The organism is Candidatus Methylomirabilota bacterium, assembly GCA_035936835.1.
Classification (GTDB): Bacteria; Methylomirabilota; Methylomirabilia; order Rokubacteriales; family CSP1-6; genus AR37.
The window spans coordinates 1-23,492 of sequence record DASYVT010000113.1; the positions used below are offsets into that span (position 1 = coordinate 1).

The window sequence follows — 23,492 nt, forward strand, 5'->3', positions numbered from 1 at the left end:
CCCTTGCGCGCGTCGGTGTAGAGCACCGGGAACTCGAGCTGCTCCACCGCCGCGTCCAGGTCGATGAAGAGGTCGTAGACCTCGTCCAGCACCTCGGCGGCGCGGGCGTCCTGGCGGTCGATCTTGTTGATGACCACCACCGGGGTGAGGCCGGCCTCGAGCGCCTTCTTCAGCACGAAGCGGGTCTGGGGCAGGGGGCCTTCGGCCGCGTCCACCAGCAGCAGCACGCCGTCCACCAGGGTCAGCGTCCGCTCCACCTCCCCGCCGAAGTCGGCGTGGCCGGGCGTGTCCACGATGTTGATCTTGACGCCCTGGTAGTGGATGGCCGTGTTCTTGGCCATGATCGTGATGCCCTTCTCCCGCTCCAGGTCGATCGAGTCCATGACCCGCTCGACCACGTGCTCGTTGGCGCGGAAGATACCGGACTGCCAGAGCATGGCGTCCACGAGGGTGGTCTTCCCGTGGTCGACGTGGGCGATGATGGCGACGTTCCTGATATCCTTACGCTCCTGCATGTACTCACTGTAGCACGGATTTTTCGAATGGCGCAGTGCGTTGACCTTGCCCCGGACGCGACGGCTGGGGCATAATGACTTCCCTATCCCCGCATCCAGGAGGAATTCGCACGTGAGAACCCGACTGCTGCTGCTGACCGCCCTCGTCGTCGCGCTCGGCGCGTCCCCGGCCGTGCCCACGGCCGCGTGGGCCCAGGCCCCCAAACCCGCAGAGCCCCAGAAAGGACCCGCGCGCGTGAGCCAGACGGCCGAGATCGCAATGGAGAAGGGCGGCGTCATCAAGATCGAGTTCTTCGCCGATGACGCGCCCAAGACGGTCGAGAACTTCGTCACCCTCGCCAAGAAGGGCTTCTACGACGGGCTGACCTTCCACCGCATCGAGCCCAACTTCGTCGTCCAGGGCGGCGACCCGAAGGGCGACGGCACGGGCGGCCCCGGCTACAAGATCAAGGCCGAGTTCAACAAGAACAAGCACGAGCGCGGCGCCGTCGCCATGGCGCGGAGCAACGACCCCGACTCCGCCGGCAGCCAGTTCTACATCACGCTCGCCCCGGCGAACTTCCTCGACGGCAAGTACACGGTGTTCGGCAAGGTCGTCTCGGGCATGAACATCGTGGACAACATCAAGAAGGGCGACAAGATGAAGTCCGTGAAGATCATCGACGCAGCGCAGTAGCCATGGCCTGGTCGCTCCTGATCAAGCACGGCATGGTGGTGGACGGGAGCGGCGCCCCGGGCGTGGCCGCCGACGTGGCGCTCGAGGGCGACAGGATCGCCGCCGTCGGACCTAATCTCGCCGGCCAGGTCGAGCGGACCATCGACGCCAAGGGGCTGATGGTCGCTCCGGGCTTCATCGACATCCACTCGCATTCCGACCTCGTCTACGACAAGTGTCCGGGCGCCGAATCCAAGGTGCGCCAAGGGGTCACGACCGAGGTCGTCGGCATGTGCGGCTTTTCACCGGGGCCGATCGCGCCGGGCCGCGAAGAGGCGATCCGCGACTGGATCGGCGGCATCGGCAACAAGCCGCCCGTCAGCTGGCACAGCTTCGGCGAGTACCTCGACCACGTGCGCGGCCTCGGCACCTCCGTCAACGTCGTCCAGTTCGTGGGCCACGGCGCGCTGCGCCTGGCGACGGTGGGGGGCGATAACCGGCCGGCGACAGCAGACGAGCAGAAACAGATGGAGCGGCACCTGGCGGAGGCGCTCGACGCCGGCGCCTGGGGCTACTCGACGGGCTTGGTCTACGCGCCGGGTATCTACGGCTCGACGGAGGAGCTGATCGCGCTGGCGAAGAGCATGGCCACGCGCGGCGGGCACTACTTCTCTCACGTCCGCGGCGAGGCGGGCACCCTCGAGAAAGCCTACGAAGAGGCGATCAGGATCGGCGAAGAAGCCGGCGTGCCCGTCCAGATCGCCCACGTCAAGGCCTCGGGGCGGGAGAACTGGGGCAAGATGGAGCGCGCGCTCCGGATGATCTCGGACGCCAGAGCCCGCGGGGTGGACGTGACGGGCGACGTCTATCCGTACCCCGCGGGCAGCACCAAGATGGACAATCTCCTGCCGCCCTGGATGCACGACGGCGGCACGGCGAAGCTTCTCGATCGCCTCGCCGATCCGGCGGCGCGCGAGCGCGCCATCGCCGACTGCCTGATCGGGGGCGAGCGCTGGGGCACCGGCTCCGGCTCCTACGGCTGGGACGAGGTGATGGTCGCGACCTGCTCGAGGCCCGAGCTCGCGGGCAAGAACCTGGCCGAGCTCGCGCGGCTCACCGGGCGGGAACCTGCGCACGCCATGATGGACCTCGTCCTCTCGGAGCGCGCCGGCGTCAGCATGGTCGGCTTCTCCCAGAGCGAGGAGAACGTCGCGATCGCCAGCGCCGATCCCCACACCATGATCGGCTCGGACTCGCTCTCGCTCCACTCGGGGCCGGGGCCGCATCCCGGCAAGCCGCACCCGCGGAGCTACGGGACGTTCCCGCGCGTGCTCGGCGTCTACTGCCGCGAGAAGCGGCTCTTCTCGTGGGAGACGGCGGTGCACAAGATGACCGGCATGCCCGCCGGCAAGCTCGGCCTCAAGAATCGCGGCGTGGTCAAGACCGGCTACGCCGCCGACCTGGCGCTCTTCGACCCCAAGACCGTCCGCGACGAGGCGACCTTTCCCGACCCGCACCGGCACCCCGTGGGCATTCCCTACGTCGTCGTCAACGGGCAGGTTGTGGTGGACGGCCCGCGTTACAACGCCGTCCCCGCCGGGCGCGTCCTGACGCGGTAGCGGGAGTCATGCGCCGGCTGCTCGCCGCCGCCCTGCTGTTGGCGCTTCCCGGCGCGGCATGGGCCCAGTCCTCGACGGTTATCTTGTCCACGACCACGAGCACGCAGGACTCCGGGCTGCTCGACGTGCTGGTGCCCATGTTCGAGAAAAAGACGGGGCTGACCGTCAAGACGATCTCGGTCGGCACGGGGCAGGCCCTGGCGCTGGCGGCGCGCGGCGAGGCCGACGTGACGCTGGCCCATGCTCCCTCCGTCGAGCGGAAGTACGTCGAAGAGGGCAAGCTGCTCAATCGGCGCCTCGTCATGTACAACGACTTCGTCATCATCGGCCCGCCGGAGGACCCGGCGAAGATCAAAGGTTTTCCAAAGGCGCTCGACGCGATGAAGAGGATCGCGGAGAGCCGGTCGCGCTTCGTCTCTCGCGGGGACAAGTCGGGCACGCACACGCTCGAGCTCGGGCTGTGGAAGCAGGCCGGCGTCGAGCCCAACGGCCCCTGGTACATCGAGTCGGGCCAGGGCATGGGGCAGACCCTCGGCATCGCGAATGACCGGCGTGCCTATACGCTAACGGACCGCGCGACGTGGCTCGCCTTCCAGAAGCGCGTGAGCCTGCCGGTCCTCGTCGAGAAGGACAAGCCGCTGCTTAATATCTATTCGGTCATGGAGGTCAACCCGGCGAACGGGCCGCGTGTGAACGGGGCGGGCGGCAGGGCCTTCGCGGAATTCATCCTGGCGTCCGAGACACAGGCCGTGATCAGGACGTTCGGCATGGACAAGTTCGGCCAGCCCCTCTTCGTGCCGATCGCCGGTCGGACCGACGCAGACTTCCCATAGCCAAGGCCGCCCATGGAGCTGATCGGGCAGGGTATTGTCCAGGCGCTGCAGCTCCTGGCGAGCGGCGATGCCGGCGTGTGGCAGATCACGTGGCTGTCGCTTCGCATCTCCGCGACGGCCACGCTGCTTTCGCTCGTGGTCGGCATCCCGCTGGGCACGGCTTTGGCGCTCACGCGCTTTCCGGGGCGCGGCCTCGCCGTGAGTCTGATCAATACCGGCATGGGGCTGCCGCCGGTCGTCGTCGGTCTCTTCGTCACGATCGTCCTCTGGCGGAATGGGCTCCTCGGAATGCTCGAGCTGCTCTACACCCCGACCGCCATGGTCCTGGCCCAGCTCGTGATCGCCGCTCCCATCGTCACGGGGCTCACGCTGGCGGCCATCCAACAGGTGCCCGACAAATTCCGCCTCCAGCTCCTGGCGCTCGGCGCCTCGCGGGCGCAGATGGTGTGGACCTTATTAAAGGAGGCGCGCCTGCCCATGCTGGCAGCCGTCATGGCGGGCTTTGGCGCCGTCATCTCAGAGGTGGGCGCCTCGCTCATGGTCGGCGGCAACATCAAGGGCTCGACGCGGGTGCTGACCACGGCGACCGTGCTCGAGACGAGCAAGGGCAATTTCGACGCGGCCATCGCGCTCTCGCTGATCCTCCTGCTCGTGATGTTCCTGGTGAACTGGGCGTTGACCTGGATCCAGCAGGGCCGCCGCGCCTGAAGGCCTCCGCTATACTGTGGGCCCATGACACGATCCGGTCTCGTTGCCCTCGCTTTTGCACTTGCCGTGGCGCGCGGGGCGGAGGCCCAGCCCGCCACCGTCCCGACTCTCGTCGTGTACGCCGCCGCCGACCTGGACATGGCCTTCCGCGAGATCAAGCCGCTCTTCGAGAAGGCGACGGGCGCGCGCGTGACGCTCGTGATCGGATCGACGGGCAACTTCGCCAAGCAGATCGAGCACGGCGCCCCGGCCGATGTCTTCTTTGCCGCCAACGAGAGCTTTGTCGACGATCTCCGGGCCGCGGGGGCGGTCATTCCCCAGACACGGACGCTTTACGCCCAGGGGCGGATCGTCCTGGCCGTGCCGAAGAAGTCTGTGATCGCGGTGCGTGATCTCGGCGATCTCCTCAAGCCCGAGGTGCGGCGCCTGGCGATCGCCAACCCGGCCCACGCGCCCTACGGCCGCGCCGCCCAGGAGGCGCTCGAGCGCGCGGGCGTGTGGGAGAAGGTCAAGCCGAAGCTCGTGTACGGCGAAAACATCCGCCACACGCTCCAGTTCGTCGAGACGGGCGCCGTCGAGGCCGGCATCGTGGCGCTCTCGATCGCCGATGCGCCGGGGATCACGTACGCGGCGATCGATCCGAAGCTCTACGCGCCGCTCAACCAGGTCGCGGCGGTGGTCAAGCGGAGCCCGCACCCTGACCTGGGCGCGGCCTTCATCCAGTTCGTCAACGGCCCCGAGGGGCGTCCCATCATGAAGCGCTACGGCTTCCTCTTGCCCGGGGAGTTCTAGACCGCATGGATTACTTTCCGCTCTGGCTCTCGCTCAAGGTCTCCGTGACCGCCACCATCCTGACGGTGGCGACGGGGCTGCCGCTGGCGTGGGTGCTCGCGCTCAAGCGCTTCCCCGGCCGCGACCTCGCCGAAGCCGTGGTCGTCCTGCCCCTCGTCCTGCCGCCGACCGTGCTCGGCTACTACCTCCTCGTCCTGATCAGCCGCCAGGGCGTGATCGGGCGCGTCCTCGACGCCGCGGGGATCGAGCTTGCCTTCACGTGGCGGGCGGCCGTGCTGGCGGCATGGGTGGGATCGAGCGCGCTCTTTATCAAGGCCGCACAGGCCGGTTTCGAGTCGGTGGACCGAAGGCTCGAGCAGGCGGCGCTCACCCTCGGACGCTCCCAGTGGAGCGTGTTCTGGTCCATCACCCTTCCGCTCGCCTCGCGCGCCGTCATGGCCGGCACCGTGCTGGCATTCTGCCGGGCGCTAGGCGACTTCGGCATCACGCTGATGGTCGCGGGCAGCATCCCCGGCCTGACGCAGACGACGCCGCTCGCCATCTACGACCTCGTCCAGTCCAACCGCATGGCCGAGGCCAACACGCTCTCCCTGATCGCTGTTGCGACGGTGGTGCTCCTCCTGATGGGGATCGGGCGTCTCGCGCGCCTCCGGTTCTGACGTGGCGCTCCTTCTCGAGGTCAGGAAGGCGCTGCCGGGCTTCACGCTCGACGTCGCCTGGGAAGCCGGCGACGAGGTCGTCACGCTCTTCGGCCCCTCGGGAGCGGGCAAGACGCTCACGCTCCAGTGCTTAGCAGGGCTAGTCCGCCCCGATTCGGGCCGCATCGTCGTCAACGGGACGGTCTTCTTCGACGGCGCGCGGGGCGTGGACGTGCCGACGCAGCGCCGCCGGCTCGGCTACGTCTTCCAGGGCTACGCGCTCTTCCCTCATCTCAACGTGCTGGACAACGTCGCCTACGGCCTCCGCCACCTCGCCGCGCCCGCGCGCCGCGAGCGCACGCGCGAGGTGCTGGACCGGCTCGGGCTGGCGGACCTGGCCTCACGCCGCCCTCGCGAGCTTTCGGGCGGCCAGCAGCAGCGCGTGGCCCTCGGCCGCGCGCTCGCTCCCGACCCGGCGCTCATTCTCCTCGACGAGCCGCTCTCCGCGCTCGACCTGCCGCTGCGCCAGGCGCTGCGCGACGACCTCCGCGCCGTGCTGGCGGAGTGGCGGACCGCGGCCGTCCTCGTGACCCACGACTTCACCGAGGCCTATCGCCTCGGCGACCGCATCGTGGTCTACGAAGCCGGGCGCGTCATCCAGACGGCGCTGCGCGCCGAGCTCCTGTGGCAGCCGGCCTCGGAGCGCGTGGCGGGCATCGTCGGCATCCGCAATGTGCTCCATGGTACTGTCCTCAAGGCGACGCCCGACCGCATCCAGTTCCACTGGCGGGGGCAGCTCCTGGAAGCGGTCAACTCGCCCACGCGCTCCTACCTGCCGGCGCCCGACAGCGCGCTCGCCTTCTTCATCCGGCCGGAGTACGTGCGGCTCATCCGCAAGGACCGCGGCTCGCCAGACTCGGGACACCACATGAACTTGATGCAGGGGCGCGTGGTCGGCGAGGCCGACTTTGGGACGACGTGGACGCTCTACGTCCGGCTCGACGCCCCGGGGGCGCCGGCCCAGGGCGAGTACGACCTCGAGATCGAGGTGCCGCGCCTCGTCTACGAGATTCTCGACATCGCCCGCGACCGCCAGTGGCAGCTTTCCATACACCGCGGCTCCATCCACGTCCTGCCCTCCTCCCCCCTCTCCCCTCTGGGGAGAGGGCCGCAGTTCGAGCTGAGACGTTTGCGGCGAGGCGAGAGCTGGGAGGGTGAGGGGGAGCAATGACCCTCGTCGTCGAGCTCTCGGGCATCCGCGTCGTCCACGACGGCCGCGCCGTCCTCGACGTGCCGGATCTCTCCGTGGCGCGGGGAGAGGTGCTCTCGGTCATCGGGCCCAACGGCGCGGGCAAGTCGAGCCTCCTCCGCGTGATCGGCGCCCTCGAGGCGCCCGCCGCTGGGACAGTGCGCTTCCAGGGCGCACCGGTTGTCGCCGAGTCGGCGCTGGCGGTGAGGCGGCGGATGGCGAGCGTCTTCCAGGAGCCGCTCCTCGCTGACACGACGGTCTTCGACAATGTCGCCATGGGCCTGCGCTTCCGCCGCGCCGCGCGCGGGCAGGTTGAGACGCGGGTTGCCCGCTGGCTCGCGCGTTTTGCCATCGCCCCACTGGCGTCGCGCCCGGCGCGCACGCTCTCGGGCGGGGAGGCCCAGCGCGCGGCGCTCGCTCGGGCGCTCGTCGTCGAGCCCGAGCTGCTCCTGCTGGACGAGCCCTTCTCGGCGCTCGACCAGCCGACGCGCGAAGCCCTCATCGGGGACCTCGGCCGCATCCTCCGCGAGGAGCGCATCACCACGGTCCTCGTGACTCACGACCATGAAGAAGCGATGGTGCTGGCCGACCGGGTGGGGGTGCTGATCGACGGGCGGCTGGTTCAGCTCGATGTCACCTCGCGCGTCTTCCGCGCGCCGGTATCGGAGGAGGTCGCGCGTTTCGTCGGCGTGGAGACGATGATCGAGTGCCGTGTGCTCTCCTCGACGGGCGGAGTTTCGCTCATCGAGGCCGGAGGCCAGAGCATGGAGGTCGCGCAGGCCGCCGTACCCGGCGAGCGCGTGCGCCTCTGTCTCCGGGCCGAGGACGTCACGCTCAAGACAGGCTCACCGCCCCCCGGCGCGGCGCTCCCCCCCAATCGCCTCAAGGGTACGGTCGCGCGGCTCAGCCCAGTCGGGCTCCATGTGCGCGTCTCCGTTGACTGCGGCTTCCCGCTGACGGCACTCGTGACGCAGCGTGCCGTTGAGGAATTGGGCCTGGATGAGGGGGTCAAGGTCACCGTCCAGTTCAAGGCCACGGCACCCCATCTTTTGAGGGGCGGGAAGCCTTGACAGTGAAAAGAGCGCGGGGGTATAAGGAGGCGACACGGCCGCAACATCACCCGACGAGGAGGTCCACATGGCCGATCTGGAATTGCTGATCGCGCGTTTGTCCGCTGAGAACCCCGAGTTCCGCCAGCTCCAGGAAGAGCACGCCCGATACGAGCAGGAGCTGAAGGAGCTCAACAGTCGCGGGTTTCTCACGGCGGACCAGCAGTGGCGGGTCAGCGAGCTCAAGAAGCTCAAGCTGATGGGCAAGGACCAGATGGAGTCGATGGTCCGTCACGCGCGCGACGCCGCGCACGCCTGACGCGGAGCACCCGAGCCGGGAACGCCATGCCGCCGTCACGGGAGGCGCCGGGATTTCGCGGCCTCTCCCACCTGACGCCGTCCGGCGACGCCCGGATGGTGGACGTCTCGCCGAAGAAGGAAACGGCCCGGGAAGCGGTGGCCCGCGTCGTGCTGAAGATGCGCCCCGCTACGCTCAGCGCGATCCGCGCCGGGCAGATGGCCAAGGGTGACGTGCTGGGCGTGGCGCGTACGGCCGGCATCATGGCGGCCAAGCGCACCCCCGATCTGATCCCCCTCTGCCACCCGCTGCGCATCACCGGCTGCGACATCGCCTTCGCCCTCGACCCCAAGCGCTCGACCGTCACCATCGAGGCGCGCGTCCGCACCGTGGACAAGACGGGCGTCGAGATGGAGGCGCTGACCGCCGCGGCCGTCGCTGGGCTCACGGTCTACGACATGGTCAAGGCGGTGGACCGGGGCGTGGTGCTGTCGGGGCTGTGTCTGCTCGAGAAGTCCGGCGGCAAATCCGGTATCTGGCGGCGACGGAAGCCGTGAAGACCGCGCTCGTCCATTCCGAGGAGTGGCGGCGCTTCGACTATGGCTCCGAGCACCCGCTCCGTATGGAGCGCCTGGGCCTGACGTGGCGGCTCATGGAGGCCTACGGCCTCACGTCGGGGCCGAACCTCAAGGTGCTGACGCCCGAGCCCGCCTCCGTCGACGCTATCACCCGCTTCCACAGCCGCGACTACATCGAGATCCTGCGCGCCGTCAGCGCGGGCGACTCGGTGCCTCACGCCGCGCGCTACGGGCTCGGGGCCGGCGACAACCCGATCTTCCCGGGCCTCTGGGAGGCGGCTCAGCTCGTGGCCGGCGGCTCGCTGCTCGCCTCGCGGCTCGTTCTCGACAATGAGGCCGCGCGCGCCTTCCACTTCGCGGGCGGGCTCCACCACGCCATGCCCGAGCGCGCCTCGGGCTTCTGCTACGTCAACGACGCGGTGCTGGCCATCATGGAGCTGCGCCGGCGCGACTGGAAGGTTGCCTACGTGGACATCGACGCGCATCACGGCGACGGCGTCCAGTTCGCCTTCTACGATGACCCGCGCGTGCTGACGATCTCGAGCCACGAGCGCGGTGACCGGCTCTTCCCGGGCACAGGCTTCGTCGAGGAGATGGGCGAGGGCAAGGGGATCGGCTATTCGGTCAACCTGCCGCTCCAGCCCTACACGGACGACGCGGTCTACGAGCCCGCGTTCGAGGCGGTGGTGCCGCCGCTCCTGCGCGCCTTCGAGCCCGACGTGGTCGTGCTCCAGCTCGGCATCGACTCGCACCGGACCGATCCGCTGACCCATCTCGCATGGACGGTGCAGGGCTTCACCAAGATCGTGGCGCGGCTTCTCGAGCTGTCCCCCCGCGTGGTCGCGCTCGGCGGCGGCGGCTACGACCTGCCGAACGTCGCGCGGGCGTGGACCGCGGCGTGGGCCGCGATGAACGGCGCGGAGCTTCCTGCCGAGATTCCGCGCGCCTGCCAGAAGGAGCTGGCCGCCCATGGTCTGAAGAGCATGCGCCTCTGGGACCCGCCGCTCGAGTTGCCCGCCGACACGCGGCAGTGGGCTGAGGAGTACGCCATGCGCCAGGTCAAGGCCATCCGCGAGCACATCTTCCCGATCCACGCGTTGTAGGCTTTTCAGCCTCCGCATGATTCCCAAGCGGATCGATCCTGACATTACGGTCGAGGTGGACGGCCTGGCCTGGACGCGCGTCGAGAGCTTGAGGCGCGCGCGGCCGGACGAGCGCGTCTATGCCGTCACCATCGAAGACGACGGGATTGGCGAGCTCCGCTTCGGCGACGGCCGGCGCGGCCTGCGCCCGCCGGCGAACTCGACGGTGAAGGTGACCTATAGAACGGGCGGCGGCGTGGTTGGTAGCGTGAGCCGGGTGGTCGAGGACGCGCGTGACGAGCCGCGCTTCTGGATGATGGCGAAGGACGGCGCGGGCGCCGTGGGGTGGCAGACCGTGGACCGGACACGAGGGCGGAGTGCGCTGTCCGCGCTCGCCTGCGCCGTCGGCATGGCCCTGGCCATCGCCGCCATGCTCGGGCTGGCCCATCACGACCGCGACGAGCCCTGAACGGCCTCCAGCAGTTTTCTAAAAGACGAAGACCCCTTTCCCCGTCGTCTGAGTGTCGAAGAGCTTGTAGGCCTTCTCGGCCTCGTCCAGCTTGAAGCGGTGGGTCAGGAGCTTCTTGAGCGGCACCTTCTTGTCCACGATGAAGCGCGCGCACTCGGCCTGCCCCATCGCGCTGAAGGTCCACGAGGCGTGGATGGTCAGCTGGCGGCGCAGCAGGTGCTTGCTGATGTCGAAGGTCGCGGTGCCGCCCTCGCCAACAAATGCGACGCGCCCCCAGGTGCCGGCGCTCCTGACGGCGGCGACGCGCGCCTCGGCGACCCCCGTGCAGTCCATCGTTGTCTCGGCGCCTTCGCCGTGGGTCAGGTCGTGGATGGCGGCGACCGGATCGCTTTCCTTCGAGTTGACCACCGCGTCGGCACCGAACTCCTTGGCGAGCTTGAGCCGCTCGACGGAGACGTCCACGGCGATGACGCGCGCGCCCATGGCGTGACCGAGCATTGTTGCAGAGAGGCCTACAGGGCCCTGGCCGAACACTGCGAGCGTGTCGCGTCCCGAAGCGTCGATGCGCTTGAGCGCACCGTAGGCGGTGCCGGTACCGCAGGAGACGGCCGCGCCTTCCTCGAAAGAGAGCTCGTCGGGCAGCGGGACCATGGTGAACGCGGGCGCCTTCATGAAGGGCGCGTGGCCGCCGTGCCCCGTCATGCCGTAGACGGTGATGCCGCCCCGGCAGAGCTGGGACCAGCCGACGCGGCAGTGCTTGCAGCGGCCGCAGCCCTTGTAGTGGTGATTCATCACCCGCGCGCCGACGGGCGCGAAATCGGCCGGCACGCCGGCGCCGACGGCCGCCACCACGCCGCAGGGCTCGTGGCCCGCGATGACGGGCCCGCCGCTGCCCAGCCCCAACGCGGCCGCGGCATTGCCGGCTGCGCGGTAGGGGTGCAGGTCGCTGCCGCACATGCCCGACGCCTTGATGGCGAGGACGACCTCGCCCGGCCCCGGGGTGGGATCGGGGAACTCCTGGATCTCCAGCTTCCGCTCTCCGAGAAAGACGACGCCGCGCATGATCGGTGACCCCTCCTGTGGACCTCCGGTGAGCCGCTAGGAGCTGTAGCGTACCACCGGAAGGCGCCGCCGTCCCTCCGGGGCGCTTGACTATATCTGGCAGATGTGTATCTTATAGATATATGGAGCGCAAGGCCGGCACGACCGAATACGCGGTGCTCGGGATGCTCGGGTGGGGCCCCGCCTCTGGCTACGACCTCAAGAAGCGGTTCGAGGGCAGCGTCGGCCACTTCTGGAGCGAGAGCTACGGGCAGATCTACCCGATCCTCGCGCGCCTGGCGGCCGAGGGACTGGCCGAGCGGCGCCTCGAGCGCCAGAAGGGCAAGCCCGACCGCTACGTGTACTCCATCACCGCCGAGGGACAGGAGCGGCTCGGGGCATGGCTCGGAGAGCCCGCGCGGGAGCAGGGCTTCAGGAGCGAGCTGCTGCTCAAGCTCTTCTTCGGACGGCGCCGTCCGGTTGAGGAGAGCATCCGTCACGTGGAGCGCTTTCGTGAGCGACAGCAGGCGCTCAAGCGGGGCTACGCCGACCGGGAGCGCGAACTGCTGAGAAAGCACCGCGCGCATCCCGAGCTGCCGTACTGGCTGATGACGCTCCGCTTTGGGGCGAGTCGGGCCAACGCGCTCCTTCGTTGGAGCGACGAGACACTCAAGACGCTCGAGCGGCTCCACCGCGCGCCTGTGCGGCGGGCGAAAAGCCGCTGAGGAGGGCTTCCATGGAAACGGCGATACGGCTCACGCTCTGGGTCCACATCCTGGCGGGCGCGGTGGCGCTCGTCGTCGCGCCGATCGCGCTCATGACGGTCAAGGGCGGCCCGACTCACCGGAGGTGGGGCAAGGTCTACTTCTGGGCGATGGGGGTGGTCGCGGCGACGGCCATCGTCGTCGGCCTCTGGCGATCGATCCTGTTCCTGGTGCTGACGGCGGTGTTCAGCTTCTACGCGGCGCTTTCCGGCTACCGCGTGCTCTACCGAAAGCGCCCCGATCTCGGACAGCGCCCGTCCGCGCTCGACTGGGCAGCCGCCGGGATCACGGTCGCGGCGAGCGCGACCCTGGTGATACTCGGCATCGCCAAGCCGACGCCCAGATTCCAGCAGCTCTCCACGGTCGCCATCGTCTTCGGCTTCGTCGGGCTCGCGATCGCCGGCCTCGACGTCCTGCGGTTCATCCGTCCGCCGGCCGAGAAGCGCGCGTGGTGGTACAAGCACATGGCGAACATGATCGGGTCCTACATCGCGGCGGTGACGGCCTTCTCGGTGGTGAACTTCCACAGCCTGCCGACGACGGTGCGCTGGCTCTGGCCGACCGCGATCGGCACGCCCCTCATCGCGATCTGGATCACCTACTACAAGCGCCGCTTCAACGCCCCCAAGCTCCAGCGCGCCGCTGGCACCGCCTAGTCGAGCGCACCGAGATCGTAGACCTGCCGGATCAGTGGAGTGCGCTCGAAGCTCACCAGCAGTTCCGGGTTGCGAAAACCTGCCTTGACGTGGTCGACAACGGCGAGGGCAGCCTGATACGCGGTGCGGGCCAGGTCAGGCCTCTTTGCCTCACTGTGGAGCCGGCCCACGGCCAGATGCGTTTTCCATAGCTGAGTCGGGCTGGCGATGGCCCGAGCGATGTGCAAGGCCTGGCGAAGTGCGGCCTCGCCCTCGTCCCACCGCCGCCGGGCCAGCGCGATCTCGCCTTTGAGCCGCCAGGCCTTCACCAGGTACTTCCGCGAATTCGTGCGAGTGGCCAGCTCGAGGCAGTGGTCGGCCAGTTCGCGCGCCTTCACGAGGTCACCACGGGCCAGCTCGAGCTCCGCCAGGCTCGCGAAAAGGTGCAGCGAGTAGCGCCAGCGCATCCACTCGCTGGTCGCCGGGTTCTTCACCTGGCGATGCACGCCGTCGAGGATCTCGTGGGCGAGCGGTAGGTCGCCCGTGATGAGACAGATGTCGCCCAGGTTGAGCTCGGCGTTGGCGATCGACTCATCGGCGTCCTGAGCGCCTCGATCCCGCCGCCTCCGCCCCCCTTCGCTCCCGCGGCGGTTCAACTCGCGCGCGCGATCCAGATCTCCGCACTCGATGTAGAGCCACCCGAGCGAGTTCAGATAGCGGGGCGTGTAGTTCTCGTCGCCGACCTTCTCGGCGAGCGCGAGTCCCTCCTCGAGCATCGCGAGCGCACCGTCATAGTCGCCCTTGCCCGTGAGGTTGATGGCCCACATGAAGAGTCCTTCGAGCATGGGGAGCAGGACGTTGTGGGCGCGGGCGATCTGGAGGCCATCGGCGTACATCCGCGAGGCCTCGTCGAACGCGGCTTCCCACCCCTTGATCTCGGCCGCGAAAACGAGCGCCCAGGATTCGTTCACGACATCTCCCACCGCCCGGCTGATGCTGATGACCTGTTCGAATTTCTCTCTTGCCTCGCGGATGCGGCCGGTCACGTCGTAGACGAGGCCGGTGCTGAGATGCCCGCCGGCCAGGGCCGACTGGGCCCCCACGGCCTCGGCGACAGCGATGCCCTGCCGAGCGTCCTCCAGAGCCTGGTCGAACTTGTGTCCCAGCCAGGAGGCGAACGACATGGCGACGAGGGCTGCCGCCTCGGCGGGCCCGTCGGCGATCTGCCGGGCGAGCGCCAGGACACGTTCGCCCTCGGTGCGGGCGCGTTCGAAGTCGCTCACGAGAAGATAGAGGTCGGCCTTGGCCTGATGGATCCCGATCCGAGTCGTGCCGGGAACATCGTCGCCGAGGCGAGCGGCCGCCGCTTCGGCCTGCTCGTAGAGAGCGATCGCCCCGCGGGTCGCGAAGGCCTTGGCGGCCTTGTCGGCGGCCTTGAGGAGATACTTGAGCGCCTTCTGCCAGGCTTCGCTCCTCTCGAAGTGGTAGGCGAGGACCTCGTACAGCTCGGTCAGCCGGTCACCATACAGCTCCTCGATGGCCAAGCCGATTTTTTCGTGCAGCTCCTTTCGTCGCTGGATGAGGAGCGAGCCGTACGCCACCTCGTGGGTCAGCGCGTGTTTGAAAGTGTACGAGAGCTCGGGGAGGACGGCCTTCTCGTATATGAACTCGACGGCCTTCAGCTGGCCAAGGACGTTCTCGGTCCGTTCTCCGGCGTCCGAGAGCCGATCCAGGAGGCGACGGCTGAAGTCGCGTCCGATCACGGAGGCCATCTGGAGAGTGCGCTTCGCCGCTTCCGGGAGGCGGTCGACACGTGCCATGAGGACGTCCTGGATGGTGTCGGGCACCACGATCTCGTGGACCGGCCTGGCCAGGACATAGCGGTCTCCGACCGGCCTTATGGCCTCCGCCTCCTGCAGGGACTTCACGACCTCCTCGACGAAGAACGGGTTTCCTTCGGCCTTCCGGACGATCAGCGCCGTCAGCTCCTCGGGCAGGTCCGAGGTGGCGAGCATCGCCTCGGCCATCCGCACGCTCGCTTGGCTCGGCAGCGCGGTGAGGGCGAGGCGGGTGTGGTAGGTCCGCTCCCCGAATGGATGGCTGTACCCCGTGCGGTAGGACAGGACGTGAAGGACACGGCTGGCCGGGATGCTGTCGGCGAAGGACAGGAGGTACTCTTCTGTCGCCTGATCGATCCAGTGAAGGTCCTCATAGACCACGACTTGCGGCCGCGCCTCCGCTGCGCGGGCCGTCAGGCGCCGGAGGGCGTCGAAGATTTCCCCGCGACGCTGCTGAGGATCCATGTCCAGCACGGCCGTATCGCCAGAGCCGACGGTGAGGAGGTGGAGGACGAACGGTAGGATGGGCCGGAGATCCTCGCCCAAAGCGAGGACGCCCCGCTCGATCTTCCCGACCATCGTCGCTTCGGGATCGCCTTCCTCGATCCCGAAGCTCCGCCTCAGCAAGTCGATGAGCGGGGAAAATGCCGTCGACTGGCCGAAGGGCACACAGTGCCCCTCGAGCCAGGTGGCTTCCGCGCCGAGGCCGCGCCGGAACTCGTAGAGAAGCCGGGATTTGCCGATCCCTGGCTCTCCGACGATGAACACGATCTGCCCCCGGCCGCCCCGCGCCTGCTCGAAGCAGTCCATCAGGATACCGAGCTCCCGCTGCCGGCCCACGAAGGGGGTGAGCCCGTGCTCGGCCCCGATCTCGATCCGGGTTCTCGCCGCTCGCGCCGCCGTCACCTCCCACGCGGCCACGGGCTCACTCTTTCCTTTGAGGGTCATCTCGCCGAGCGGCAGGGTGTGGAAATAATCCGCGATGAGGCGGTGGGTCGCCTCGGCGATCAGGACCTGCCCTGGGGCGCCCGCCTGCTGCATCCGCGCGGCGACGTTGGTCGTGTCGCCCATCGCGGTGTAGTCCATCCGGAGATCGCTCCCAATGCTTCCCACGACCACGAGCCCCGTGTTCATGCCCTGCCGGACCCGGAAGGTGATCCCGCGCGGTCGGAGCTCTTCCTGGTAGCGCGCCAGGGCGGCGCCGATGCCAAGCGCGGCATGCACCGCTCGCTGGGCATGATCCTCGTGGGCGATCGGAGCGCCGAAGAGGGCCATGATGCCATCGCCGAGGAATTGGTTGACCGTGCCTTCGTAACGGTGGACTTCGGCTAGGATTAGGTCGAAGGCCCTGGTCATCAGCCGATGCACCTCCTCGGGGTCGAGCCGCTCCGAGAGCGCCGTGAAGCCAGAGACGTCGGCGAAGAGCACGGTGACTTGCTTGCGCTCTCCTTCCAAGGCGCTCCGGGTGGTCAGGATCTTGTCCGCGAGGTGCTTGGGAGTGTAGCTCTCGGGTGAGGCGAATCGCGCCGCGGGAATGGGAGCCGCCGCAGTGACCGGGCGCCCGCATGCGAAACAGAAAGCGGCACCCACGGGCAGCTCGGTGCTGCAGTGGCTGCAGCTCGGCGTGAAGCCCGCACCACACCTCATGCAGAACCGCGCCTGAGATGGGTTGTCCTGCTGGCACTGGGGACACTGCATGGGGGGACCTCCAGCATAATGCCCGGTTGTGGGGTGGAAGGGCTGCCGGGAGACTAGCGCCAGACCCGAGCGGAAGCAAGGTGTCGGGGAGGGCACCCCCCAGCCCCGCCCGACGGAACTACGCCCCCGCGCCCGCCCGCAGCAGCTCGAAGATGCGCGCGGGCGTGAGCGGCACGCGCGTGACGCGGACGCCGCGGTCCCAGAGCGCGTCCTCGACGGCGTTGCCGATGGCGGCGGCGGGGGAGACGACGCCGCTCTCGCCCACGCCCTTAATGCCGAGCTCGTTGATCGGCGAGGGGAAGTCGAGGTGGTGGATCTCGAGCGGCGGCATGACGCCCGCGCGCGGCATCGGGTAGTCCATGAAGGTGCCGGTCAGGAGCTGGCCGGCTTCGTCATAGATCAGCTCCTCGCCGAGCGCCGTGCCTATGCCCTGGGCCAGCCCGCCGTGGATCTGTCCCTCGACGATCATCGGGTTGATGGGCCGGCCGCAGTCGTGCGCCGCGACGTACTTGAGGAGGCGGAGCGCGCCCGTCTCGACGTCCACCTCGAGCGCGACGGCGTGGACGCCGAAGGCCCAGGCGACGGTGCCCGGGTAGTGGAAGGCGCAGGCGTTGAGCCCGGGGCCGCCCGCATCCGCGAGCGCGCGGCTCCGCACCGCGGCCTTCGCCACGGCGGCCAGCGGCAGGCTCTTGCTCGGCACTCCCGCCACCATGATCCGCCCCTGCTCGAGCACGACGTCCTCGGGAGCGCATTCGAAGATGCTCGCGGCGACGATCCTGGCCTTGCGGGCGGTCTCGTGCGCGGCGCGAGAGACGGCGGGGCCGGCCACGGCCGCCACGCGGCTCGCGATCGTGCCCATGCCGTAGCCGACGAGCTGGGTGTCGCCGCCGCGAATCACCACCTGCTCGATCGGCACCGAGAGGACATCGGCGCAGATCTGGGCCAGTGTTGTCTCGTGGGCCTGGCCCTGGGACGACACGCCGATGTCGACGAAGACGGTGCCACCCGGATCCACGCGGACGTTGGCGCCCTCGAAGGGCCCGAGGCCGGTGCCCTCGACGTAGGCGGAGATCCCGATACCGATCGGTCGGGATGAGCCCCGCCGCTTCGTTTGCTCGGCGCGCCAGCCCGCGTAGCCGAGCTTCTCGAGCGTGAGGTCGAACATCTTCACGTAGTCGGCGGGGTCGTAGGCGATGGGCACGCCGTCGCGGTACGTCAACCCCGTCCGCCACGGCATCTCCTCGAGGCGCACGAGGTTCTTCCGCCTGAGATCGGCCGGGTCCATGCCGATCTGCCGCGCGGCGCGGTCGAGGAGGCGGTCCAGGACGAAGTTGGCCTCGGGGCGCCCCGCGCCGCGATACGCGGCGGCGAAGGTCTTGTGGGTCACGACGTTCTGTCCCACGGCGTGGAAGTTGGGGACGCGGTAGGGGCCGACCAGGTGATTGATGGTGTTGTAGGTGATGGCCTCGCCGAGCGTCGTGTGCGCGCCGTGGTCTCGCGTGAACTCCGTCTCGAGTGCCACGATGGCGCCGTCCCTGGTGACGCCGAGCCGTGCCCGGTGCGCCTGGTCGCGGTCGGCCGCCGCCGTCATGAAATGTTCCCGCCGCGTCTCGATCCACTTGACCGGGCGCCCGAGGTGCCGCGCGACCGCAGGCACCAGGATGTCCTCGGGATAGACGTGGCCCTTGACCCCGAAGCCCCCGCCGACTTCAGGGGCGATCACGCGCACGTGTTCCTCGGCCATGCCGAGCACGCCCGCGATCGCGCTCCGCACCGCGAAAGGCACCTGGGTCGAGAGCCAGACCGTGAGCAGACCCGCCGCGGGATCGTGTGAGGCCAATACCGCGCGCGGCTCGATCGGCATGCCCGCGACGCGCGGGTAGTAGAGCTGCATCTCGACGACGGCGTCGGCCTTGGCGAAGCCTTCGGCGACGCTGCCCGTCCCGGATTCGGACACTCCCGCCAGGTTACCCGGCCAGCTCTCGTGGACTTTCGGCGCGCCCAGGGCGAGCGCCGCCTCGACGGTGGCCGCCGCCGGCAGCGGCTCGTATTCCACGCGGACGCTCTCGACGCCGTCGGCTGCGATGTACGCGGTGTCCGCGACGACGGCGGCCACGGCTTCGCCCGCATGCGTGACCCGCTCGGCTGCCAACACGGGATGGTGGTAGGGGTGGAACTCGGGCGCGGGGACGAGCGGCGGGACTGAGCCTGCGAGGGCGGGCAGCTCGGCCCGCGTCAGCACCGCGGCGACGCCGGGGATCCGCGCGGCATCGGCGCCGTCGATGCGCGCGATCACCGCGTGAGAGTGGGGGCTCCGCACGACAGCCAGCCAGAGCATGCCGGGCAGCGCGAAGTCGTCCGTGAAGCGGCCGGCGCCGCGCAGGAGACGGTCGTCTTCTTTGCGTCGGATGGAGGCGCCGACAAGCTCGCCGGCCAGTTTTTTGTCGGGGTCGGGGTCCAGGCGTCCGCTCAGGCGCGGGTCGGCCGGAGATGCGCGTCGCGCTGCTTCGCGAGCTCGGGGTCGGCGTAGCCCATGAGTCCCGGCTGGGCGGCGCCGAGCATCACTTGAAGATACGCGCCCTCGAGACCCACGTTCTCGAAGCCGTGGACGACGTTGGCCGGGCAGGAGATGCAGTCCCACTTGCCGAGCACCGTCTCGGCGCGGCCGCCCTTGCCGTCCTCGAGGAAGACCTTGACCTTGCCCTCGAGGATGAAGAAGGCTTCCTCGACGGGATGCGTGTGGGGCGCGTTTCCCTGTCCGGGCGGCACGTACATGATGGACAGCGTGAAGTGCTCGGCGGGGATGGCCCTCGCGTCGCCTTTGCCCGAGGCGCCGGCGCCGATGAAGCGGTGTTGCGCGCGGCGGAAGCCCTCGACGCGCGCGTCCGCGAAGGCGTCCCAGTCGGCCACGCGGTCGGTGAAGCGCGCAATGCGGCGCTCCAGCTGCTCGTGGATCTCCATGGCGTCAGTCGTACCACAGCGTCGTGGGGAAGTCGAGAGACACTCGCTTTTTTAGTGTGTTAGATTACCCACATGCGCGGCTTTTTCATCACGGTCGAAGGAGTTGAGGGCTCGGGCAAGTCCACGCACTGTCGGCTCCTCGGGCAGTGGCTCAGCGCCCGCGGGCTCGAGGTGCTCCTGACCAGCGAGCCTGACGGCACGCCGCTCGGCTCGGCCATCCGTAGGGTCTTTGAGCAGGACGGTGTGCCGCCGACGCCCCTTACGCAGACGTTCCTCTTCATGGCGGCGCGCCAGCAGCACGTCGCCCAGGTCATCCGCCCGGCGCTCGCGCGCGGGGCCGTCGTCGTCTCCGACCGCTACGCCGACGCAACGCTCGCCTACCAGGGATTCGGCGGCGGCATGGAGCTCGAGACGATCCGGGATCTCAACGCGCTCGCCACGGGTGGCGTCATGCCGGACCTGACCCTGCTCCTCGACCTCGACCCCTCGGAGGGCATCAAGCGGATCAGCGACCGCACGCTCGACGCATTTGAGAAGATGGATCTCGCCTTTCATCGCCGCGTGCGCGAGGGCTACCTCGAGATCGCGCGCGCCGAGAAGAACCGGGTCGTCGTGCTCAGCGCCGCGCAGCCCGAGGACGCGCTCCACGCCGCGGTCGTCCGCGCGGTCGAAGGATTGCTGCTGAAGCAGGAGGCGGGCCGTGGTGCTTGACACGCCCAACGCACTTAACGTGCCCAATGCACTTAACGTAATCGTCGGCCAGCCCGAAGCGGTGGATCTTCTCCGCCGCGCCGTCGAGGGAGGCCGCGTCGCGCACGCCTGGGCCTTCATCGGCCCGCACGGCGCCGGGCGCAGGACGACCGCGCTGGCCTTCGCCAAGGCCCTGGTGGCGCCGTCGGGCGGCGCCGCGGCCTCGCGGGTGGACCGCGGTCTCCACCCCGACGTCCACCTCCTCGGCCCTACGCCGCCCGCGAGCAACCCCAAGGGCACGCTCGCCATCCGCGTCGAGAACATCCGCGAGCTGGAACGGCTGGCGTCGCTCAAGGCCGCCGAGGCGCCGTGGAAAGTCTTCATCGTGGACGAGGCGGAGACCATGACGGGCGCGGCGCCCCAGGCCTTCCTGAAGACTCTTGAGGAGCCGCCGGCGCGGACCGTGATCATCCTGGTCCTGAGCCAGGTCCGCGCGCTGCCGGCCACGGTGCTCTCGCGCTGCCAGATCGTCCGCTTCCGTCCCCGCGCTGCCGAGGGCGCCGTCGCGCTCCTACCCGGCGGCGCCGGCGAGGACCGCGCGCGCGCGCTCGGATGGCTCGCGCAGGCGCAGACGCGCGGCGTCGAGGCCGTCCTCCAGGTCGGCGAGGCCGTCGGCCGCGACCGCGAAGCGGCGCTGGCCGTGGTCGAGACCTGCTGGCTGTGGTACCGCGACCTCCTCTGCTCCCAGGGCGGTGCCGATTCCCGCCTTGCCGTGTTCGCCGGGAAAGCCGATGGTTCGGGACGGTCGCTGGACGAAGTCGTGGCGGGTCTTTCCGCCTGCCGTGAAGCATGGCAGGCCATCCAAGGAAGCGTCTCACCTCGGCTCACGGTCGAGGTGCTGCTGAGCCGCCTGACGAAGGCGGCATAGGGGCGATCATGAGCGAGACCACTGACACTGAGGCGGCGGTGGAGCCCGAGGCGCAGCTGCCGTATCTCATCGGCGTGCGGCTGCGCGTTCCGCTCCAGGCCGAGGACCACTTGACGGATCAAGAGGATCTGGCCGTCGGCGATTTCGTCGTCGTAGCGACGGGCCAGGGCACCGCTGTGGGCGAGATCAGGCGGCCCAAGCGCCCGCTGCCGGAGTTCAAGCGGGGCCGGCTCTACCGGCAGGTGATGCGTCGCGCGACGGACGCGGAAGTGGCCGAGTGGCGCGCGCGCCGCGAGCGCGAGCTCCAGCACGCCGAGACGTGCCGCCAGCGCGCCCGGGCGCGGGGGCTCAGGCTCAAGGTCGTGGACGTCGAGATCGATCCGAAGCACCGCCGCGTCACCGTCCTCTTCAATGCCGAGGACCGCGTGGACTTCCGCGACCTCGTGCGCGATCTCGCCCATGAGTTCCACGCGCGCATCGAGATGCGGCAGATCGGCGCGCGCGACACGACCAAGCTCATGGACGGCATCGGCCCGTGCGGCCGGCAGCTCTGCTGCACGTCGTATCTCAAGAAGTTCGACCCGATCTCGGTCAAGATGGCCAAGACTCAGGACATGCCGCTCACGGACAGCCGGCTCCTCGGCAACTGCGGCCGGCTCAAGTGCTGCCTGCTCTACGAGTTCTCCACCTACGACCAGCTGCGCAAGCACCTGCCCAAGGTCGGCTCGGCCTGCCAGGCCGACTGCGGCACGCAGGGGTGCATGACGGGCAAGGTGCGCTCGCTGCGCGTGCTCAAGCAGACCGTGGTGGTGGGCTTCCAGGACGGCACCGAGGCCGAGGTGCCGCTCGAGGCCTTGACGTGGGAAGGCCGCCCCCACGTCCAACCGCTCTGAGAGGCCACCCATGATCACGCGAATCGCCACGCTCGTCGCCCTCGCGCTCCTGACCACCGCGCCCGGCGCGACGGCGCAGGAGCAGCCGCGCATGGGCGGCGTACTCAAGGCCGGGATGATCGGCGAGGCGCCGACGCTCGACCTCCACGCGACGACCGCCGTCATCACGCAGCAGATCACCTGGCACGTGTACGAGACGCTCTACACGTACGACAAGAACATGAGCCCGATCCCGATGCTGGCCGAGGGGCACGCGATCGCCGACAACGGACGTCGCTACACCATCACGCTCCGCAAAGACGTGCGGTTCCACAACGGCAAGGAGATGATCTCGGCCGACGTCGTGCCCTCGCTCCAGCACTGGGGCAAGCTCGCCACGCCGGGTAAGGCGATCTGGAAGAACGTCGAGGCCGTCGAGGCCAAGGATCCGTATACGGTCGTGATCTACCTCAGGGAGCCCTCGGGCTCGCTCTTGTTCGCTCTGGGCTCGCCCAACAACGGCGCGGCGATCTATCCCAAGGACATCCTCGCCGCCGCGGGCGACCTGCCGGTCAAGGAGTACATCGGCACGGGCCCCTACCGCTTCGTCGAGCACAAGCCCGACCGGCACGTCCGGCTGGCGCGCTTCAAGGAGTACTCGGCCCGCTCGGAGCCGCCCAACGGCTACGGCGGCAAGCGCACGGCGTACATCGACGAGATCTACTTCATCCCGGTCCCGGAGGCCTCCGTGCGGCTGGCCGGCACAGAGACCGGCGAGTACAACTTCGCGCAGAGCATCCGGCAGGACCAGGTGGACCGCGTCAAGGGCCAGCCGGCCCTCGAGGCGCAGATCGTCAAGCCCTACGGCTGGATCACCGCCGTGCCGAACCACAAGGAAGGCGTGATGGCCAACCGCAAGGTGCGGCAAGCCTTCCAGGCCGTGCTCGACATGGAGCCGATCATGTCGGCCGGCATCGGCAACAAGGCCTTCTACCGGCTCGACGGCGCGCTCTTCTACCCCGAGCAGGGGCTGTTCCACTCGCAGGCGGGTGTAACGGGCTACAACCAGAAGAACAAGGCAAAGGCGCGCCAGCTCCTGAAGGAAGCCGGCTACGCCGGCCAGCCCGTACGCTGGATCACCACCAAGGAGTACGAGTGGATGTACAACACGGCGCTCATGTCCTCGCAGCAGATGGAGGACGTGGGCTTCAAGGTCGACCTCCAGGTCCTCGACTGGGCGACGCTGGTCCAGCGGCGCGGCAAGCCCGAGCTCTTCGACATCTTCTCGACGGGCTTTACGCTCAACCCCGACCCGGCCATCGCGACCGCCGTCCAGTGCAACTGGCCGGGCTCGTGGTGCCTCGAGGAGAAGGACAAGCTCCTCGCCGAGATGGCGCGGGAGACCGACCCCAAGAAGCGCCGCACGATGATCGAGAAGGTCCAGGCGCTGTTCTACGAGGACGTCGGGCGCATCAAGTTCGGGGACTACTTCGACCTCTGGGTGACGCGCAAGGAAGTGCGCGGCTTCAAGCCGGGTCCGTATCTGTACTTCTGGAACGCCTGGATCGCGAAGTAAGGGT

23 protein-coding genes are annotated in these 23,492 nt (G+C 69.0%); 18 read left to right on the forward strand and 5 right to left on the reverse strand.

Annotated elements, in window-relative coordinates; genetic code table 11:
- Positions 1-515: GTP-binding protein (locus tag VGV06_08790; protein HEV2055254.1), on the reverse strand; the 515-nt coding region annotated here is incomplete at its 3' end.
- 112 nt (positions 516-627) lie between these two features.
- On the opposite strand from VGV06_08790, the gene VGV06_08795 reads away from it, so the two are divergent.
- The 12 genes from VGV06_08795 to VGV06_08850 all read left to right on the forward strand — a co-directional run bounded on the left by VGV06_08795 (position 628) and on the right by VGV06_08850 (position 10,485).
- On the forward strand, positions 628-1,191 hold the full coding sequence (locus VGV06_08795) for a peptidylprolyl isomerase (protein HEV2055255.1): 564 nt from the start codon (positions 628-630) through the stop codon (positions 1,189-1,191).
- 2 nt (positions 1,192-1,193) lie between these two features.
- Positions 1,194-2,789 (forward strand): D-aminoacylase, encoded by a 1,596-nt coding sequence (locus VGV06_08800; protein HEV2055256.1) that lies wholly within the window; start codon positions 1,194-1,196, stop codon positions 2,787-2,789.
- 8 nt (positions 2,790-2,797) lie between these two features.
- Positions 2,798-3,622, forward strand: a complete 825-nt coding sequence (locus VGV06_08805; GenBank protein HEV2055257.1) for a substrate-binding domain-containing protein — start codon at positions 2,798-2,800, stop codon at positions 3,620-3,622.
- A gap of 12 nt (positions 3,623-3,634) precedes the next feature.
- Complete coding sequence (locus tag VGV06_08810) at positions 3,635-4,330, forward strand: ABC transporter permease (GenBank protein ID HEV2055258.1); 696 nt, start codon at positions 3,635-3,637, stop codon at positions 4,328-4,330.
- Between the two features lie 24 nt (positions 4,331-4,354).
- Positions 4,355-5,122: a molybdate ABC transporter substrate-binding protein gene (modA, locus tag VGV06_08815; protein ID HEV2055259.1), complete on the forward strand. Its 768-nt coding sequence runs from the start codon at positions 4,355-4,357 to the stop codon at positions 5,120-5,122.
- A gap of 5 nt (positions 5,123-5,127) precedes the next feature.
- Positions 5,128-5,781 carry a molybdate ABC transporter permease subunit gene (gene modB, locus VGV06_08820; protein ID HEV2055260.1) on the forward strand — a complete coding sequence of 218 codons (654 nt, stop codon included), beginning with the start codon at positions 5,128-5,130 and terminating at the stop codon, positions 5,779-5,781.
- 1 nt (position 5,782) lies between these two features.
- Entirely contained in the window at positions 5,783-6,991 is a 1,209-nt protein-coding gene (locus VGV06_08825; GenBank protein HEV2055261.1) for an ABC transporter ATP-binding protein, read from the forward strand.
- Positions 6,988-8,079 (forward strand): ABC transporter ATP-binding protein, encoded by a 1,092-nt coding sequence (locus VGV06_08830; protein HEV2055262.1) that lies wholly within the window; start codon positions 6,988-6,990, stop codon positions 8,077-8,079. The genes VGV06_08825 and VGV06_08830 overlap by 4 nt, the downstream gene beginning before the upstream one ends.
- Positions 8,080-8,146: 67 nt before the next feature.
- Entirely contained in the window at positions 8,147-8,377 is a 231-nt protein-coding gene (locus VGV06_08835; GenBank protein ID HEV2055263.1) for a YdcH family protein, read from the forward strand.
- 26 nt (positions 8,378-8,403) lie between these two features.
- Entirely contained in the window at positions 8,404-8,913 is a 510-nt protein-coding gene (gene moaC, locus VGV06_08840; GenBank protein HEV2055264.1) for a cyclic pyranopterin monophosphate synthase MoaC, read from the forward strand.
- Positions 8,910-10,037, forward strand: coding sequence for an acetoin utilization protein AcuC (locus tag VGV06_08845; protein ID HEV2055265.1), 1,128 nt, complete (start codon positions 8,910-8,912; stop codon positions 10,035-10,037). Before moaC ends, VGV06_08845 begins: the two co-directional genes overlap by 4 nt.
- Positions 10,038-10,053: 16 nt before the next feature.
- Positions 10,054-10,485 carry a hypothetical protein gene (locus VGV06_08850; GenBank protein HEV2055266.1) on the forward strand — a complete coding sequence of 144 codons (432 nt, stop codon included), beginning with the start codon at positions 10,054-10,056 and terminating at the stop codon, positions 10,483-10,485.
- An 18-nt stretch (positions 10,486-10,503) separates the two neighbouring features.
- On the opposite strand, the gene VGV06_08855 is transcribed toward VGV06_08850, so the two are convergent.
- Positions 10,504-11,547 (reverse strand): zinc-binding dehydrogenase, encoded by a 1,044-nt coding sequence (locus tag VGV06_08855; protein ID HEV2055267.1) that lies wholly within the window; start codon positions 11,545-11,547, stop codon positions 10,504-10,506.
- Positions 11,548-11,669: 122 nt separating this feature from the next.
- On the opposite strand from VGV06_08855, the gene VGV06_08860 reads away from it, so the two are divergent.
- Both VGV06_08860 and VGV06_08865 read left to right on the forward strand, forming a co-directional pair.
- The gene (locus tag VGV06_08860) at positions 11,670-12,251 is read left to right on the forward strand and encodes a PadR family transcriptional regulator (GenBank protein HEV2055268.1); all 582 of its coding nucleotides are present in this window, start codon (positions 11,670-11,672) and stop codon (positions 12,249-12,251) included.
- Between the two features lie 11 nt (positions 12,252-12,262).
- The gene (locus tag VGV06_08865) at positions 12,263-12,946 is read left to right on the forward strand and encodes a DUF2306 domain-containing protein (protein HEV2055269.1); all 684 of its coding nucleotides are present in this window, start codon (positions 12,263-12,265) and stop codon (positions 12,944-12,946) included.
- Here the strand turns inward: VGV06_08865 and VGV06_08870 are convergent.
- From VGV06_08870 to VGV06_08880, 3 genes are all read right to left on the reverse strand, one after another.
- A complete protein-coding gene (locus VGV06_08870) occupies positions 12,943-16,461 on the reverse strand; it encodes an adenylate/guanylate cyclase domain-containing protein (protein HEV2055270.1) in 3,519 nt (1,172 codons plus the stop codon). The two genes, VGV06_08865 and VGV06_08870, sit on opposite strands and share 4 nt — an antisense overlap.
- Before the next feature lie 118 nt (positions 16,462-16,579).
- Positions 16,580-18,934, reverse strand: a complete 2,355-nt coding sequence (locus VGV06_08875; GenBank protein HEV2055271.1) for a xanthine dehydrogenase family protein molybdopterin-binding subunit — start codon at positions 18,932-18,934, stop codon at positions 16,580-16,582.
- Positions 18,931-19,422: a cupin domain-containing protein gene (locus VGV06_08880; GenBank protein ID HEV2055272.1), complete on the reverse strand. Its 492-nt coding sequence runs from the start codon at positions 19,420-19,422 to the stop codon at positions 18,931-18,933. Before VGV06_08880 ends, VGV06_08875 begins: the two co-directional genes overlap by 4 nt.
- A 72-nt stretch (positions 19,423-19,494) precedes the next feature.
- Between VGV06_08880 and tmk the strand changes: the two genes are divergently transcribed.
- From tmk to VGV06_08900, 4 genes are read left to right on the forward strand one after another with little or no spacing between them, the layout of a single operon-like run.
- Positions 19,495-20,133, forward strand: a complete 639-nt coding sequence (gene tmk / locus VGV06_08885) for a dTMP kinase (protein ID HEV2055273.1) — start codon at positions 19,495-19,497, stop codon at positions 20,131-20,133.
- Positions 20,126-21,040 carry a DNA polymerase III subunit gene (locus VGV06_08890; protein HEV2055274.1) on the forward strand — a complete coding sequence of 305 codons (915 nt, stop codon included), beginning with the start codon at positions 20,126-20,128 and terminating at the stop codon, positions 21,038-21,040. Before tmk ends, VGV06_08890 begins: the two co-directional genes overlap by 8 nt.
- A gap of 8 nt (positions 21,041-21,048) precedes the next feature.
- Positions 21,049-21,933, forward strand: coding sequence for a regulatory iron-sulfur-containing complex subunit RicT (ricT, locus tag VGV06_08895; GenBank protein ID HEV2055275.1), 885 nt, complete (start codon positions 21,049-21,051; stop codon positions 21,931-21,933).
- A gap of 10 nt (positions 21,934-21,943) precedes the next feature.
- The gene (locus tag VGV06_08900; protein ID HEV2055276.1) at positions 21,944-23,488 is read left to right on the forward strand and encodes an ABC transporter substrate-binding protein; all 1,545 of its coding nucleotides are present in this window, start codon (positions 21,944-21,946) and stop codon (positions 23,486-23,488) included.
- Positions 23,489-23,492: the final 4 nt, after the last annotated feature.

Coding starts and splice junctions, on each gene's coding strand:
- VGV06_08800 (HEV2055256.1), top strand. CDS start 1,194: ATGGCCTGGTCGCTCCTGATCAAGCACGGCATGGTGGTGGACGGGAGC.
- VGV06_08805 (HEV2055257.1), top strand. CDS start 2,798: ATGCGCCGGCTGCTCGCCGCCGCCCTGCTGTTGGCGCTTCCCGGCGCG.
- VGV06_08810 (HEV2055258.1), top strand. CDS start 3,635: ATGGAGCTGATCGGGCAGGGTATTGTCCAGGCGCTGCAGCTCCTGGCG.
- modA (HEV2055259.1), top strand. CDS start 4,355: ATGACACGATCCGGTCTCGTTGCCCTCGCTTTTGCACTTGCCGTGGCG.
- modB (HEV2055260.1), top strand. CDS start 5,128: ATGGATTACTTTCCGCTCTGGCTCTCGCTCAAGGTCTCCGTGACCGCC.
- VGV06_08830 (HEV2055262.1), top strand. CDS start 6,988: ATGACCCTCGTCGTCGAGCTCTCGGGCATCCGCGTCGTCCACGACGGC.
- VGV06_08835 (HEV2055263.1), top strand. CDS start 8,147: ATGGCCGATCTGGAATTGCTGATCGCGCGTTTGTCCGCTGAGAACCCC.
- moaC (HEV2055264.1), top strand. CDS start 8,404: ATGCCGCCGTCACGGGAGGCGCCGGGATTTCGCGGCCTCTCCCACCTG.
- VGV06_08850 (HEV2055266.1), top strand. CDS start 10,054: ATGATTCCCAAGCGGATCGATCCTGACATTACGGTCGAGGTGGACGGC.
- VGV06_08855 (HEV2055267.1), bottom strand. CDS start 11,547: ATGCGCGGCGTCGTCTTTCTCGGAGAGCGGAAGCTGGAGATCCAGGAG.
- VGV06_08860 (HEV2055268.1), top strand. CDS start 11,670: ATGGAGCGCAAGGCCGGCACGACCGAATACGCGGTGCTCGGGATGCTC.
- VGV06_08865 (HEV2055269.1), top strand. CDS start 12,263: ATGGAAACGGCGATACGGCTCACGCTCTGGGTCCACATCCTGGCGGGC.
- VGV06_08870 (HEV2055270.1), bottom strand. CDS start 16,461: ATGCAGTGTCCCCAGTGCCAGCAGGACAACCCATCTCAGGCGCGGTTC.
- VGV06_08880 (HEV2055272.1), bottom strand. CDS start 19,422: ATGGAGATCCACGAGCAGCTGGAGCGCCGCATTGCGCGCTTCACCGAC.
- tmk (HEV2055273.1), top strand. CDS start 19,495: ATGCGCGGCTTTTTCATCACGGTCGAAGGAGTTGAGGGCTCGGGCAAG.
- ricT (HEV2055275.1), top strand. CDS start 21,049: ATGAGCGAGACCACTGACACTGAGGCGGCGGTGGAGCCCGAGGCGCAG.
- VGV06_08900 (HEV2055276.1), top strand. CDS start 21,944: ATGATCACGCGAATCGCCACGCTCGTCGCCCTCGCGCTCCTGACCACC.